This window comes from Stenotrophomonas sp. YJH_SMC_130 (assembly GCF_059369035.1).
In genome coordinates this window covers 436,265-452,218 of record NZ_JCAFSH010000001.1, presented here as the reverse complement: position 1 = coordinate 452,218, position 15,954 = coordinate 436,265, and the positions used below count along the sequence as shown (strand labels likewise).

Sequence of the window (15,954 nt, the reverse complement as noted above, 5' to 3'; positions counted from 1 at the left end):
CACAAGGACACGTGACATGAACACTATCTATCGTCTGGTTTTCAACCGCGCGCTGCGCGTCTGGCAGGTGGCGTCGGAGCTGGTGAAGGGGGGCGGTGGCCTGGTCGGCCATGTGCCGGGCCGGCAGAGCGCCGCGCTGTCGCCCCTGGGCTTCGCACTGATGTGCTCACTGGGCTGGGTCAGCCTGGTACCCCCTGCGCTGGCGCAATCCGATGCGCGCATCATTTCCGACCCCAATGCGCCGGGCCGTGAACGGCCGACGATGGTGACGGCCCCCAATGGCGTGCCGATGGTGAACATCACCACGCCGTCGGCGGCGGGTGTGTCGCGCAACCGCTATTCGCAGTTCGATGTCGGACGCGAGGGCGTCATCCTCAACAACGCCCGCGGCCAGGTGCAGACGCAGCTGGGTGGCTGGGTGCAGGGCAATCCGTGGCTTGCCACCGGCAGTGCGCGGGTCATCCTCAATGAAGTGAACGGTCCGGCCAGCCGGCTCAACGGCTACGTGGAAGTGGCCGGGCAGCGCGCCGAGGTGATCATTGCCAACCCGGCCGGCATCCAGGTCAACGGCGGCGGCTTCCTCAACGCCAGCCGCGTGACCCTGACCACCGGCACGCCGATGTTCACGGGTGCAGGCGCACTTGAGGGATATCGCGTCACAGGGGGCGCGATCCAGATCGATGGTCAGGGCCTGGACACCAGCCGCGCCGACTACACCGACCTGATCACCCGTTCGTTGCAGGTCAACGCCGGCATCTGGGCCAACCAGCTGCAGGCGACGCTGGGCAACAACGTGGTCAGTGCCGACCACAGTCAGGCCAGCGCGACCGCGGCCAGCGGCGAGGCACCGGCCTTCGCGCTGGACGTTGGCGCGCTGGGCGGCATGTTCGCCAACAAGATCTGGCTGGTCGGCAACGAGCACGGCGTGGGCGTGCGCAATGCCGGCAGCATTGGCGCACAGGCCGGCGAGCTGGTGGTGACGGTGGATGGCCGGCTGGAAAACACCGGCGCCCTGCAGTCGCGGCAGAACGTGCGCGTGCAGGCCAGTGGCGATCTTGCCAATGGCGGCACCATCGCGGCCACGCGCGAAGTTGCGATCACCGCCGGTGGCACGCTGGACAACAGCGGCGGCACGCTCAATGCACAGCGCCTGCAGGTGGAGGCGCACGGGTTGCGCAACCATGGCGGCGCCATTGAACAGACCGGCGCGCAAGCGCTGGCGCTCAAGGCCGACGCAGCCAGCAACCGTAGCAATGGCCTGTTGGGTGCACTGGATGCCGTAGCGTCAGGTGGTAACGGGAGCAGCGTTGGCAGCGGCACGTCGCCCGGCAATGGCGGTGGAACACCCGGAACCGGCACGCCGGGAACGCCGGGAACCGGAGGCGGCAATGGCGGCTCGGCGGGCACGCCGACGTCGCCGGAGCTGCCCCTGGCCGAGGGCCTGATCGCCATCGCCGGTACGCTGGACAACGACGGCGGCAGCATCAGCAACGGCGGCGCGGTGTCACTGGCCGCACGCAACGGTCTCGACAACAGCGGCGGTCGCCTGGGCGTGAGCGCGCTGCAGGCCGGGGGGGAGCTGCGCAATGACGGCGGCATGCTGCAGGTGCATGGCGATGCCGCGTTGCAGGTGGGCCTGTTGTCGAACCAGAAGGGTGCGCTGAGCGTGGCCGGCGACCTGTGGCTGGATGCGCAGTCGCTCGACAACCGCGGGGGTGAACTGCGGCACGCCGGCAAGGCGGCATCGTCGTGGACGGTGCAGGGCCTGTTCAACAACGACGGTGGTCTGCTGGCCACCAATGCCACGCAGCTGGCCTTGCGTGCAGGCCAGGTCGGCAATGCCGGTGGCCGCATCGAACATGCCGGTGGCGATGGTCTCGCGTTGGTTACGGGCGACTGGGCCGGCAGTGGTGGGCGACTCAGTACCCTGGGCCGCCTGCAATGGTCGGCCGGCAACGCCGATCTGCGCAGCGGTTCGCTCAGTGCGGCCGGGTTCGACATCCTGGCCGCGACGCTGGACAACCGGGGCGGCAGCCTGCTGTCGCTGGGTAGCGGGGCCAGTTCGGTGAAGGCCACGACGCTGGACAACCGTGCCCGCGGCACGCTGGCCGGCAACGGCGATCTGGCACTGGTCGCGACCACGCTGGACAACAGCAACGGCCTGGTTCAGCAGGCTGGCACCGGCACCCTGAGCGTGCAGGCCGATACGTTGCGTGGCAGCGAAGGGCGCCTGCTCAGCAACGGCGCGCTGGTGCTGTCCGGCGGCGAGCTGGACGTGAGTGGCGGTACGACATCGGCGCAGAGTGTGCAGATCCACGCCGGGGCACTGCGCAACCGCCAGGGCCAGATCGTTTCGCAGGGTGTCTCGGCGCTGGCGCTGGACGTGCGCGATGCGCTCGACAACCAGGGCGGCCAGATCGTCGGTAACGGCGGCCTGCGCATCGCCGCCGGTCGCATCGACAACCAGAAGGGCACGCTGCAGTCGGCCGGCACGCAAGGTCTGGTGCTGACGGTACGCGACTCCCTGGACAACACGGGCGGCGCGATATCCGGCAATGGCCAGGTGCAGCTGCAGGCCGACAGCCTGGTCAACCAGGGCGGCAAGGTACTGGCCGCAGGCAGCGCTGCATTGCAGGTGCTGGCCCGCGAGCTGCTGGACAACAGCAACGGTGGCCGCGTGGCCGGTACCGGTGATCTGCGGCTGCAGGCGGCAAGCCTGGACAACCGCAGCGGTGCAATCGAACACGCCGGCGGCGGTACGTTGCAGATCCGCGCCGACAGCCTGCAGGGTGCGGGCGGCCGCATCCTCAGCCAGTCGGCGCTGGAACTTGAGGGCGGCGACCTGCTGCTGGGGGCCGGCAGCACTACCCAGGCAGAGCGCATTGCCATCGATGCGCAGCGCTTGGACAACACTGGCGGCAACCTCAGCGCGACCGGCAGCGACGCGCTGCGGCTGCACGTGGCGCAGGGCGTGGACAACAGTGGCGGCACGATCGCCGGCAATGGGGCACTGGATGTGCAGGCTGGTGAACTGATCAACCGCACGGGCACGCTCAGCGGCGCCGGAACGGCTGACAGCACGCTGCAGATCGTCGCTGCGCTGGACAACCACGAAGGCACGATCGCCAGCAATGCCAATCGCCTGACGGTCACTTCCGCACGGCTGGACAACAGTGGCGGCAGCATCCGCCAGGCCGGCAACCAGGGCCTGGACATCACCACCGGCCGCCTGGACGGCAGCAAGGGCACGCTGGTCTCCTCGGCCACGCTGACCCTGCGTGCTGGCGACGTGGATCATCGTGACGCGACGCTGGGCGCCGATCGTCTCGACCTTGAGGCCACTACGCTCGACAACGCCGGTGGCCGCATCATCGCCAGCGGCGAAGGCGCCAGTCGCATCAAGGCCACGACGCTGGGCAATGCCGGTGGCACGCTGGCCAGCAATGGCGACCTGGCCCTGCTGGCACAGGCGCTGGACAACCGTGCAGGCAGGATCCAGCACGCGGGGAGCGGCCAGCTGCAGGTCTCGGCGAAGACCCTGCTGGGCAACGGCGGCAGCGTGCTCAGCAATGGCAGCTTCGCGCTGGACGGCGCCAACCTCGATCTGATCGCGGCAACCACCTCGGCGCGCCGCGTCGACATCAGCGCCGATACCCTGACCACCGCCGGTGGCACGCTCACCGCAACCGGTGAAGACGCGCTGCGCCTGCGCGTACAGGGTGTGCTGGACAATCGCGGTGGATCGCTGGCCAGCAATGGCGCGCTGGCTGTCACCGCGCAGCAGCTGATCAATGCACAGGGCACGCTGCAGGGTGCAGGCGCGGGTCACTCCACGCTGGCGATCGGCCAGGCGCTGGACAACCAGAAGGGCCGCATCCTGCTCGGCGGTGCCGGCACGGTCACCGCGGCCAGCCTCGGCAACCAGGGCGGCACCGTGCATGCGGGCGGCAGCGCGCTGGTGCTGGGCGTTGACGGTCGCCTCGACAATGGCGAGCAGGGCCTGCTGTCCAGCACCGGCACGATGACCCTCGGCGCCGGCAGTCTCGACAACCGCCACGGCACCCTGGTCGCTGGCCAGGACCTGGCGGTGACCACGGCGGCAGGCGTGGACAACAGCGACGGCGCGATGCAGGCCGGCGAACGGCTGCAGTTGCAGGGCAACGGCCTGCTCAACCAGCGCGGCACGCTGCTGGGCGGCCAGCTGGACATCGATACCCGCGGCCAGCGGCTGGACAACCGCGCCGGCACGCTGGGCACGCAGAAGGGCGCGCTGAGCGTTCGCAGTGGCGCGATGGACAACCAGGGCGGTCGCGTGCAGTCGGCGGCCGACCTGGCCATCAACACGGCCGGGCAGGACATCGACAACCGCACCACCGCCGGCAGCGGTGGATTGCTGGCGGCCGGGAAGCTGCAGCTGGATGGTGGCGTGCTGGACAACCGTGGCGGCGCAGTCAATGCACAAGGCGATGCGCGCTTGCTGCTGGCCCGCGTCGACAACAGTTCCGGTGGAACACTTGCCAGCACCGCGAAACTGTCGCTGCAGGCGGCGAGCCTGGCCAATGCCAGTGGTCGCGTGCAGGCCGGGCGCAACCTCGACCTGACCCTGGGCGGGCACCTGGACAACGCCGACGGCGCGATCGCGGCCGGCCAGCTGCTGACCCTCACGGCCGCCAGCGTGGACAACCGCAACACCCGTGGCGGCGACGGCACGCGTGGCCTGCAGGCGGGCCAGCTGCAGTTCGGTGCACAGTGGCTGGACAACAGCCAAGGCCAGATCGTCACCGATGGCGGTGCGCGGCTGCAGATCAACGGCCAGCTGCAGAACACCGGCGGCGTGATCAGCACCGGCGGCAACCTGGACAGCCAGGCGGACAACGTCGGCAACAGCGGCGGCCTGCTGCGCGCCGATGGCAGCCAGACCCTGGTCGCACGTGCGCTCAGCGAAGACGGCCAGGTGCATGCGCAGCGGGACCTCGGCCTCACCCTGCAGCAGGGCATGCGCCATCGTGGCGAATGGATCGCCAACGGTACGCTGTCGCTGAACCTGTCCGGCGACCTCGACAACCAGGGTGTGGTGCGCGGTGGCAACCTCGACCTCAACGCCCAGAACATCACCAATGCCGCGTCAGGCGAGATCTCCAGCCAGGGCACGACCCACCTCAACGCCCGTGGACAGCTGACCAACCGCGGCCTGATCGATGGCGCGTTGACCCACCTGGAGGCCGGCGAAATCGATAATCTCGGCACCGGGCGCATCTACGGTGATCGCGTGGCGATCTCCACCGGCGTGCTGAAGAACCGCGCCGAAGAGGCCGGTGGTGCCACCCGCGTCGGCACCGTGGCTGCACGCGAGCGCCTGGACCTGGGCGTGCGCGAGCTGCAGAACACCGGCAAGGGCCTGATCTACAGCGGCGGTGATGCTGCCATTGGCGGCACGCTGAGTGCCGATCGCATCGCCAGCGGCATTGCCGGGCGGATCGACAACATCAGCTCGGTCATCGATGTCACCGGCAACCTGTCCATCGATGCGCAGGTGGTCAACAACATCCGCGAGAACGTGGTCATCACACAGACCACCACCTTGAACGCTCCGGTGCGCATGGAGCGACCCGCCTGGTGGCGCAACGGCAAGAATGGCACCGAGGACATTCGCAGCACCAGCCATTATTCCGCGCACGAGGTGTACTACCTCGACCCAGCCGATATCCTCGAAGACACGCCGCACATCACGCCGGATGGCTTCACCGTGCACCGTGCGGTGGTACGACTGACCGCGCAGACCAGTGCCTACTTCTTCGGGCGCGGTGGGCTGTATGCCGCGCTGGGTGAGCGTGCGCGGCTGAACGTGCAGGACGGCACGGTGGTGATGTACTACGTCGGCCGCCAGGACAACCAGGTCAATCCGGACCAGGTTGCCGCTGGTGCCGACGATCCGTTTGCCGAGCTGGCCACCCTGCATCCCGATTCGCCGCCATTCCGCTACGTCGATGACAAACTCACCTACTCGTCAGCGTATGGCACCTGTACGACCAACTGCGTGCAGTTGTGGACCTACAAGGACTACGATCCCGACCGCATTCTGACCAGCCCACAGTTTGCGGGCGGCAACTCCACCAGTGCCAACGAGCAGTATCGCCTGGCCACGCGCACCGTGACCGAAGATGTGTTGCAGCCGAGCGTCGGTGCCGATGCGGTCATCCGGTCAGGCGGTGCGATGCGCATCCGCAGCGATGACCTGCGCAACCACTACGGCAGCATTGCCGCCGGCGGCGATCTGGACATCATCGGCCTGACCGGCGCGGCAAAGGTGGAGAACCTGGCGGCCACGCTGTATCGCACGCACCAGTTCTCCAACGTCAGCCACACCTTCGGCGGGGATGTGATGACCTGGAGTGCTCCGGCCATTTCCGAGGTGACCGGTAAGATTGGCGGCAGCATTGTCAGCGGCGGCTCGTTGAGCATCGACGTCGGTGACCTGAGCAACCTCAACCAGGGACGGAACGCGCCGAACGTGCAGAACGGTTCGGCCATGGCCAACCTCAACGTGCAGGGGCCCACGGCGCTGCCGGATGGGCCGGGTCATGGCGGTGCGCAGGGGCCGGGCCAGTCCGCCGGCACCGGTGCCGAACGCGCGCTGGCACAGGCGGCCGATGGTGCCAGTACCCAGCAAGGGAGCAGCGTCGGCGGCGTGAGCGGCAACACCGGTACGTCCGGGCCGCGCGTGGTCGCAGCCAGTGGAGGATCGCCGGATCGCATCGCGATGGGTGCACCGGACACGCGCGCGCCGAGCGCCAGCCTGTTCAACGTCAATCCCAACGGCGGCCACTATCTGGTCGAGACCGATCCGCGCTTCACCGACCACAAGACCTGGCTGAGTTCGGACCACCTGCTGGGCCAGATGGGCTACTCGCCCGATACCGTGCAGAAGCGGCTGGGTGATGGGTACTACGAGCAGAAGCTGGTGCGCGAGCAGATCGGCCAGCTGACCGGTCGCCGCTTCCTCGACGGCTACGCCAGTGACGAGGCGCGGTACCGCGCGCTGCTGGAGGCCGGTGCCACGGTCGCCAGCGAATGGGGCCTTCGCCCCGGCGTGGCGCTGACCGAAGCGCAGATGGCACAGCTGACCAGCGACATCGTCTGGCTGGTCGAGCAGACCGTCACCCTGGTCGATGGCAGCACCACCACCGCGCTGGTGCCGCAGGTCTACCTGCGCCTGCGCCCGGGCGACCTGGACGGCAACGGTGCACTGCTGGCCGGCGCCAATGTCGATATCAAACTGGGCAATGGCCTGGTCAACACCGGCAACATCGCCGGGCGCAAGCTGGTGACCATCGATGCCGGCAACATCGAGCATCTGGGCGGCAGCATTTCCGGCCAGTACGTCGGGCTGTCGTCGGACAAGGACATCCGCGTTGTCGGTGCCGCCGTGACGGCTAGCGATGCGCTGTCGGTCAAGGCTGCGGGCAATGTCACGGTGGCCTCCACGGTGGAGACACAGCAGGGCGGTGGCACCTACCAGTACGAGACCAACCGCATCGATCGGGTCGCCGGTCTGTATGTAACCAATCCCAGTGGCGACGGCATGCTGTCGGTGGTGGCCGGTGGTGACATCAGCCTGCAGGCCGCACAGATCCGCAACGCCGGCGCCGACGGTCTGACCCAGCTGGCCGCAGGCGGCACTCTGGATGTTGGCGCGATTGCGCTGGAGGAACGCCGCGACGCCACCTTCGATGAACGCAACCATCAGCGCAGCAGCAGGACGACACACGCTGCCACGTCAGTGCAGGGCGCTGGCGATGTGGTGCTGGCGGCCGGCAAGGACATCAACCTGGCAGCCGCGCAGATCAAGGCGGCGGGCGGTCTGGCATTGCAGGCCGGTGGGGACATCAACAGCCAGGCGCTGGTGGACAGCGAGAGCCGGGATTTTGCGAACGCGGGCAAGCGCAGCTCGCTGCAGATCAGCCAGAGTGATGAGACCGTGCGGGGCAGTACATTGCAGGCCGGGGAAGATTTGCTGCTGAACGCGGGCCGGGATGTGAACCTGACAGCCGCGTTGGTCGACAGCAATGACGGCGCGGTAAGCGTGGCTGCGGGCCGCGACGTCAACCTGCTCTCGGCCAACGAGACGCACGACTACAGCCTGGACAGCTACGACAAGAAAAAGAAGACGCTCTCCAGTACCACCACCACGCGCAGCGTCGACGCGAGCGACAGCTATGCCATCGGCACGGCGATCCAGGGCGAGCGTATCAACATCACGGCTGGACGCGATCTGACTGCGGTAGGTGCGGTGGTCGATGCCACCGGCAACGTGATTCTGGGGGCTGGCAACAATGTGCTGATCACTGCCGCCGAGGACCATCACAGCAGTGAGTCCAGCGAGAGCAAAAAGAAATCCGGCGTTACCGGAGGCTTCGGCAACGGCGTGGCATCGGTCGGCTACAGCAGCGCGAAGAACAGCAGCACCCGCGCCGAGCAATCCACCACCCAGGTGGGATCGGCGATCGCCTCGCGCGACGGCAATGTGCTGATCAATGCTGGCAACACACTGACGATCGAGGCGTCGGACGTCGCCGCAGGCGAGAACCTGACACTGGTGGGCAAGGAGATTGCGCTGCTGGCGCGACAGGACACCACGGACAGCCAATCCAGTCAGGCCAGCAAGTCCAGCGGCTTCTCGGTGGGCGTGACCTACGACCCGACCAAGGCCTACCGCAGCGCCCGCGATTCGACCACCGACGGTATGGCCGATAGTGGCTCGGCGATGGGGCGGATCACCCGCACCGCCGAAGGCGCCGCCTCCGGCCTGCGCGCGGCCACCACGTCGACCGTGGTGACTGCCGGCAGCCAGCGCACCAACAGCGAACAGAGCCATTCGACCAGTGATGCCCGCGTCAGCCAGTTGGCTGCAGGCGGCGATCTCACGTTGATTGCCAACGGCGGCTCGATCCTCAGCCAGGGCACACAGATGTCGGCCGAGGGCAACGCTGTGCTGCTGGCCACCCAGGACATCGTGTTCGACGTGGCCCACAACACCGAGCGCAGCGACAGCAGCAGCCATGGCAAGGGCTGGGGCTTTGCCAACAACACCAGCGGCTTGCCGTTCGGTACCAACAACTCGCAGAGTCAGGGCAGCGGTAGCAGTGACACCATCACTGGCACGCAGCTGTCCGTTGGCGGCGGCGTGCGCATGGCCACCACCGAAGGCAACATCAGCCTGACCGCGGCCAACATCGCCGCCGAGAAGGACGTCAGCATCCGTGCGGCCGGCGATCTGCTGGTGCGCAGCGGGCAGGATACGGTCAGCAACGCCAATACGTCGGACAGCAAGGCGATCGGCACGGTACAGATATCGGATACAGAGAAGTTCTCCGGCTGGCACCGCGAGCAGCACCAGGACGACAGCGCGCAGGTGTCACAGGTGGCCAGCAGCATCGGCAGCCTTGGCGGCAGCGTGAACCTGACCGCCGGGGGCAAGTACACGCAGACGGCCAGCAACGTGGTGGCCGCCAAGGATGTGAACATCACCGCCGCCGAGATCGAGCTGTTGACCGCCGACGAGAGCGGCCACTACTCGCAGAGCGACAAGGACCTGAAGATCGGCGTGTTCGCGCGGGTGAAGTCGCCGTTGATCGACCTGATCAACAACGTGGACGCGGCACGTCAGTCCGATGACCGCCTGCAGAAGATGCAGGGCATGGCGGCGGGCGCCAACGCGTACCAGGCAGCCAGTGCGATCTCGGCACTGTCCGGCCGTGGCGGCAGTGGCGAACTGTTCCGTGCTGAAGCAGGCATCGGCTTCAAGACCGCCAACAGCAGTGCAGATGGCAGCAGCATGGTTTCGCGTGGCTCCACCATCCAGGGCGGCGGCAACGTCAACCTCACCAGCACCCAGGGCGACATCCATGTGGTGCAGGGCAACCTGAGTGCAGGCAACACCCTCAGCCTGGATTCGGCCGGCGACATCCTGCTGGAAGCAGGCAAGGCGAATGTGGCCGACCGCAGCAAGAGCAGCAATGCCGGCGCCGAAGTCGGCGTGGGCGTCTCGGTGGGCGCGCAGACCGGCGTGTACGTGTACGCCGAAGCCAGTGTTGGCAGCAGCAAGGCCAATGCCGAGAGCAGCACCTGGCAGAACACCACGCTGACCGGCAAGAACATCTCGATGAAGGCCGAGGGCGATACCACGCTGCGTGGCGCCACGGCGACCGCTGATCGCATCGACGTCAAGACCGGCGGCACGCTGACGATCGAGTCGCTGCAGGACATTGCCGAGAGCATGTCCAGGAACAGCCAGGTGGGTGGCCGCGTGCAGGTGTCGTTCGGTACCGCGTGGAATGCCGACGGGTATGCGAGCGCTGGCAAGGCCAGCGGCAGCTATCAGGGTGTCGGCCAGCAGAGCGGCCTGTTTGCCGGCAATGGCGGGTACCACGTCGATGCCGGCCACGTGAACCTGGTGGGCGGGGCGATTGCCAGCACTAATGCAGGCAACAGTGAACTGACTGCGGGCTCGCTGACGTTCACCGACCTGCAGAACCACATGGACTACACGGCCAGCTCCGGCAGCATCAGTGGTGGTGCGGGCGGGCAGATGGATGGCTGGGCGCCCAAGCCGGGAACGGCCGCACCCCGAGGTGGTCCGGGCCTGCCGATGATGGAAAAGGGCAGCGACAGCAGCTCCACCCTTGCCACCTTGACCGAGGGCAACATCACCATCGGTGGCAAGCAGACGTCGGCGGCGGAGCTGGGCATCAACACCGATGCCAGTGGGGCACATCGTGCGCTGGATGCATTGCCGGATGCGAGCAAGTTGCTGGCGGACCAGCAGGCGATGGCGGCTGCGGCGGGGACGGTGATGGCCACCAGCCAGCAGATTGCCTGGGATATTGGCAGTGCGGATGCGAAAAAGATCACGGACAAGTATCGGGAGCCGATGAGTCCCGAAGAGAGACGGGCGTTCGACGCGCTTCTTCCCGATGAGCAGTTCAAGCGCCTTGTCGCGTTCGATGCATCCTACCCCGATGCGCTGGTGACCCAGCAGAAGTGGGCCCCTGATGGCGTCTATGGTCGCGCGCTCGGCGCAGTGACCAGCGCGTTGGTCGGTGGTGTTGAAGGACAGGGACTGGGTCAGCTGGGTTCCAATGCGCTGGCGCCGTATGCGGCTGAACTGATCGGCAAGACGTTTGACCCGAACAAGCAGAGTGCTGTGCCTAGCGAGGCCATGCAGATGCTGTCGCACGCGCTGCTGGGCGCGCTGTTGGCTGAGGCCAATGGTGGCAAGGCGGGGAGTGGGGCGTTGGCGGCCGGTGGTGGTGAGTTGGCGGCGAAGTTGCTGACGGACACCTTGTTCGGCGGCAACCCCGCGAATCTCAGCCCGCAGCAAAGGGAGGCAGTTCTGGCGCTTTCACAAGCGGTGGGAGCGCTGGCGGGTGGGCTGTCGGGGCAGGATCTGGCTGGGATCGCATTGAATGCGGGGATTGCCAAGAATTCGGTTGAGAACAACTGGCTTAGTAGGAAGGAAGGGCGTCAGTACGACGAAGCGAAAGTAGGTTGCAAGAATGGGGACGAGGCGAGTTGCAGTGTTCAACGAAAGCTGGAGAATCTTTCCCATGAGCGCGATGTCGATCACGCCGGATTTGTAAATGCGGCAAGAGAGGCCTTGGTCGCACAGGGGTATGCAATCACTCCCGCTGCGATGGCGGCGATTGAAAATCGCTATTGGCAGAGGCATGGGGAAGATATCCAGTCCGTAGTCTTTACGCAACCTGGGATGAGACCCACTCAGCTGGGTGCCTTGCATCTGTTTGCAGATGCTGCACTGGATAATTCCGCATTAATGGATCGCTTCATCCCGGGGAGCGGAACCAGTCCTCGAATTCTCGCGAATACGTTGATTGGGCTTGGGCAAACCGTGGGTGCATGGACAGGGATAAATCCCGTGACCGGCCTCGAGGTGGTCGGTGTCGACGCATTCGATGCCCGATTTATGACCGTGGTCGACATCGCGACTGCTGCATATGCTGGCGGTAGTACTGTTGCGCGAGCAGCAGGAAAAAGTGCGTTGCGAGACGTTGTTGAGACTTCTGGTCAGAACGCTGGGCGTAACACGGCTAAGGATTTAGCGTCTGAAGGGATGTTGCCGGTAAATATGCTGCCAGACAACATCAATGGTACGGGTCTTATTTCCGGCGGGGTAATAAGTCGTGATCCGGTTGCTCATTCTAACAATCTAATGAATGATATAATATCAAAGTTTGCGGATCCTGCATTGAGGCCAAAGGATTTTACAATAACGATTGATGGGAAATTCATGCGCGCCGATCCCGTAAATAGTATTAATGCGCCAATATTTCAAGGGGCGTCTGATAATCTTGTAAAGAGCTATTTCATGCAATTGGGTGGTGTTGATTCATTGCCCCTCCCTAAGTCGGTTATGATCAGGGGTTCGAGTGCTGAGGTCTATACTCTCACCAGAAAGGATGGTGTGAGTATAAATTTAAGAAATGGTTCTAGTTCGAGCAATGTTACTGGTGCGAAGTGGACTATAGATATAATGTCGCCGAATGGGATCAGGGCAAAAAGAGTGGAGATTAAGTTCAAGTGATCAATAACTGGTTGGGTGATCTTGATGCAAGGGAATTTATTGGTAGGGTGGAGCTTCTTGATGTTGATGTGATCTGGTGGAATAGTTTTGACTATCTTCCGGGTCTTTCGTTTGAAGAAAGGAAGCAGTTCTTCCGGTGGGGGTTGGGTGCTGTTTTGAGGGAGGGGAGGGCCAGGCTCGAAGATGTGAATGGTTTTTGGGGTGGTACCGTTAATGAGCAGATTGAGCGTTTCATGGCGGCGTGGCCGCCTGAGTTGGACTGGGATCCGGACATGTTCTGGGTTGCCAAGCCTGGATATGGATGGGTTCCTAGCGGTTTTGTCTGGAAGCTGGAAGATGGTAGTTATTTCAGTCCGTAGATCTAAGTGCTGCTGGGGGCGGAGACGTCGGACGAAGGAGGATGAATCCGAAACATGGACAAGGGTCTTGACCCATTCGGTCGCTGACGGGATCTGAGGGGGAGCTATTGATGAATGATGCGTTCTGTCCGCGGTGCTGGAATCGATCGGTCGCATGGCTGATTCCGTCTCGCGGACCGAGCTGGATGGCGAGCCGATAGCGATTGGCGACTGGCTTGCAGGAAGTGTCGACGGCTTCCCATGCAGCTCTTGCATGATCCAGATGATCAATGGTTTTAGGTTGGGATCTGCCGTCTATATTCCAGCGTTGTTGATTCGTGTCTTTAAGGTTGACGGGACGATAATTTTCGATTTTTCATTCGACATGGATTGGTCGAATGTTGCCGTGGCCATGCCTATGCTGCATCGGCATTTCCAGCAATTGAAGTTGCTGAGTGAAGCGCGCACTGTGTTTGGAGGGATGGAGCCGGCGCAGGATCTGGACACTAGATTTTTCACTGATGATGCGCGCGGCCCTTTGGGGAGTTCCATTGTCTGATCTGGAAGGGAATCGCCGCTCCGTGAGGGCTTAGGCTTGATCTCTTAGGGGATTTCAACCACTGGCGATTGCGGCAAGGGTGATTCACAAGGGTTGGGTACTACGTGAAGCTGAGTGGGATCGGTTCTACGGGTGGGGGGCGAAGTCCCCGTTGATCGATCCGATCATCAACGTCGACGCGGCTCGAAATCCCAATGATCGCCTGCAGAAGATGCGAGGCGCGCAATAACATCTCGATGAAGGCCGGGGGCGATACCGCGTTGCGTGGTGCCACGGCGACCGATGATCGCATCCTATAATGTCAGATAGGAAGGTTTTGGTGCTCGGCCAGGAAGCTGCTGTGAAGGGTTACAAGGACGCTGTTGCTGCGGGGAAGAGGATATATGAGTCCAATGCGGGAGGCGTCTCTTTCGTTGTGTACATCGATGATGCCGGTGTAGTTAAAAATTTCCACCCTAAGTGAGGTTGGTATGAGTGATCAGTTGTTTGGATCTTGGATGGATAAGAGGGATTCTGATTGGGTGGTTTTTGCTTACTTTGATTGGATTTATTCTTCGGGAGTGTTTATTCAGATGCTCGAGTGTTTATCAAGGGGCTGGGGTTTTGGCACCGATGATGTTGACTGTAGATTCCCAGATAATAGTAGCTTCGACGTGGATGATCACTTTTCTGGGGTGGAATTTTCATATGGGCTCAAGTATGACCCGGACGTTGTGATTGTTAGTGATGAAGAGTTTAGTCGATACCTGGGTATGGCATGTCTCAAGTATATAGAAAGAACTCCGGGATCGGCTGAGTACGTTCGCTCAATGCTGTGCCGGAATGAGCTGGGAAATGGCTAATCCAGACTGCGGCCCTGCTGATGATTGCAGCATCGTTGATGCGGGCGCTGTGGCTGGTTGGAGATCACTTCAGTGATGTCCCTGATCTGGAGGGGCGGTTTGTTGTTTGCTATCCGGACGGGAGTTTAAGGTTTGGGTATGAAGTGGAGGGGGTTACTGAGTTCTTTGAATGACTGATCGCTTGCGTTCCGCGCTCCCCGATTTGCCCAGGGCAACTTGCCGCATGCGATTGTCACGAGCGGGGACTGACAGCGAGGTAGCATGGGCGCTTCATCAATTCAGCTGGTAGACGTAGTGTTGAATATTAAAATCAGGCATCATCTGATTATTACTAGTGGAATTCCGATGGCTATTGCAGCCAGTGCAGGAAAGGCCAGCGGCAGCTATTAGGGTGTCGGCCAGCAGAGCGGCCTGTTTGGGGCAATGGCGGCTACCAGGTCGATGCCGGCCACTTGAACCCTGGTGGGCGAGGCGATTGCCAGCACCCATGCGGGCAACTGGCTGGGCAGGCAGGAAATCGAACTCATGGAGTCCGAGCGGGCCGCGTGTGATGGAGAAGGGGGCGATGTCCGAGCCTGCAAGGACTCTGTGACACGTGCGTATGACGAGTTGAACGCATAACGCGACCGTGAACTGCTTGCGTACGGTGCTGCTGTTGAGCTGAGCATGCGCTCCTCTCCAGCTACTTCAGAGGACGACTGGAAGCACGAGTGGGCGACTCGTGTCGATCAATACTGGGAACAGTACGGTGTTGCGGTTGAGGACAGGGTCGCTGGACCCACGCCGGGAGCGGACGCAGAATTTGCTTATCGTCAGCTTAAAAATGTCGCCCTCGCTTCGGGTATGACAGCCGTCGGAGAGGTGATGGACAAGGGTCTCGATCGATGGTTCATGGACGAGAGTCGGCGAAACCTCGAGGCAACTTTGGAGGTCTATCTTCGACGTTGAGCTTGATGCGGGGCTATGTATCATCTCTTCACCCTGACATCTACATGCAGTGTGCTATCGATCAATCGTCGGTCATGACGAAGACCGAAGAGATGGCTGCTTATCTTGCGATCCTGTCAAGTGGAGGTTCCACGTTCTCCCATTTTGTCGTGGTCGATGGTGTGACAGAGCGCGCCGGTGTCAAGGTTGTAGCTATTCGAGATCCTCATGGTGTTCATTACTTCAGTGCATTGTCCACGTTCGAGAGAAATTTCTCAGGTGATGTTGTAGTTCCGAGGGGAGTGCAAAAATGAAATTGAGGGTTAGCTTTCCAGATAATCTTGCTTCTGAGGGTCTGATAAATCAGGAGCGAATTCCGTGCTTGTGTAAAGTGGCTGATTGCTTTGAAGTTGTCATCTTCGACAGCAGTCCTGAAGTCACAGGTGTTATGGAGGAGTGGGATCGTCGGGAGCTGGCGCTGCGGGCGGTTGCGGGCGCCGGCGGGAAGTACTCTCATTATGCGAGAGGGCTTATCACGATTCGGCCGGTGAGTTTGGGTCTCTATGATATTATTGATCTGCAGTTCTTCTATGCCAGCATGGGTTGGTGTCCGGTGATTCGGGATGGGGAGTACGCCCCGCCACTATCTTATGAGGGTGACGGCTGGGGAGTTAGTAGCTAGGGCCA

6 protein-coding genes are annotated in these 15,954 nt (G+C 63.1%); all 6 read left to right on the top strand.

Annotated elements, in window-relative coordinates; all coding sequences use genetic code 11:
• The first annotated feature begins 16 nt into the window (after nucleotides 1–16).
• Nucleotides 17–12,601: a hemagglutinin repeat-containing protein gene (locus AC5P5V_RS02135; RefSeq protein ID WP_495215806.1), complete on the top strand. Its 12,585-nt coding sequence runs from the start codon at nucleotides 17–19 to the stop codon at nucleotides 12,599–12,601.
• Nucleotides 12,598–12,960 carry a DUF596 domain-containing protein gene (locus AC5P5V_RS02130; protein ID WP_134967847.1) on the top strand — a complete coding sequence of 121 codons (363 nt, stop codon included), beginning with the start codon at nucleotides 12,598–12,600 and terminating at the stop codon, nucleotides 12,958–12,960. Before AC5P5V_RS02135 ends, AC5P5V_RS02130 begins: the two co-directional genes overlap by 4 nt.
• Before the next feature lie 154 nt (nucleotides 12,961–13,114).
• A complete protein-coding gene (locus AC5P5V_RS02125; protein WP_134967848.1) occupies nucleotides 13,115–13,498 on the top strand; it encodes a Cdi1I family immunity protein in 384 nt (127 codons plus the stop codon).
• A gap of 470 nt (nucleotides 13,499–13,968) precedes the next feature.
• Complete coding sequence (cdiI, locus tag AC5P5V_RS02120) at nucleotides 13,969–14,340, top strand: ribonuclease toxin immunity protein CdiI (protein ID WP_141239355.1); 372 nt, start codon at nucleotides 13,969–13,971, stop codon at nucleotides 14,338–14,340.
• A gap of 1,022 nt (nucleotides 14,341–15,362) precedes the next feature.
• Nucleotides 15,363–15,581, top strand: coding sequence for a hypothetical protein (locus AC5P5V_RS02115; RefSeq protein WP_134967849.1), 219 nt, complete (start codon nucleotides 15,363–15,365; stop codon nucleotides 15,579–15,581).
• Nucleotides 15,578–15,949 carry a hypothetical protein gene (locus AC5P5V_RS02110; protein WP_231352618.1) on the top strand — a complete coding sequence of 124 codons (372 nt, stop codon included), beginning with the start codon at nucleotides 15,578–15,580 and terminating at the stop codon, nucleotides 15,947–15,949. The genes AC5P5V_RS02115 and AC5P5V_RS02110 overlap by 4 nt, the downstream gene beginning before the upstream one ends.
• Nucleotides 15,950–15,954: the final 5 nt, after the last annotated feature.

Excerpts from the sequence above, each read along its gene's own strand:
- AC5P5V_RS02135 (WP_495215806.1), top strand. The coding sequence starts at position 17 with ATGAACACTATCTATCGTCTGGTTTTCAACCGCGCGCTGCGCGTCTGG.
- AC5P5V_RS02125 (WP_134967848.1), top strand. The coding sequence starts at position 13,115 with ATGGCTGATTCCGTCTCGCGGACCGAGCTGGATGGCGAGCCGATAGCG.
- cdiI (WP_141239355.1), top strand. The coding sequence starts at position 13,969 with ATGAGTGATCAGTTGTTTGGATCTTGGATGGATAAGAGGGATTCTGAT.
- AC5P5V_RS02115 (WP_134967849.1), top strand. The coding sequence starts at position 15,363 with ATGACGAAGACCGAAGAGATGGCTGCTTATCTTGCGATCCTGTCAAGT.
- AC5P5V_RS02110 (WP_231352618.1), top strand. The coding sequence starts at position 15,578 with ATGAAATTGAGGGTTAGCTTTCCAGATAATCTTGCTTCTGAGGGTCTG.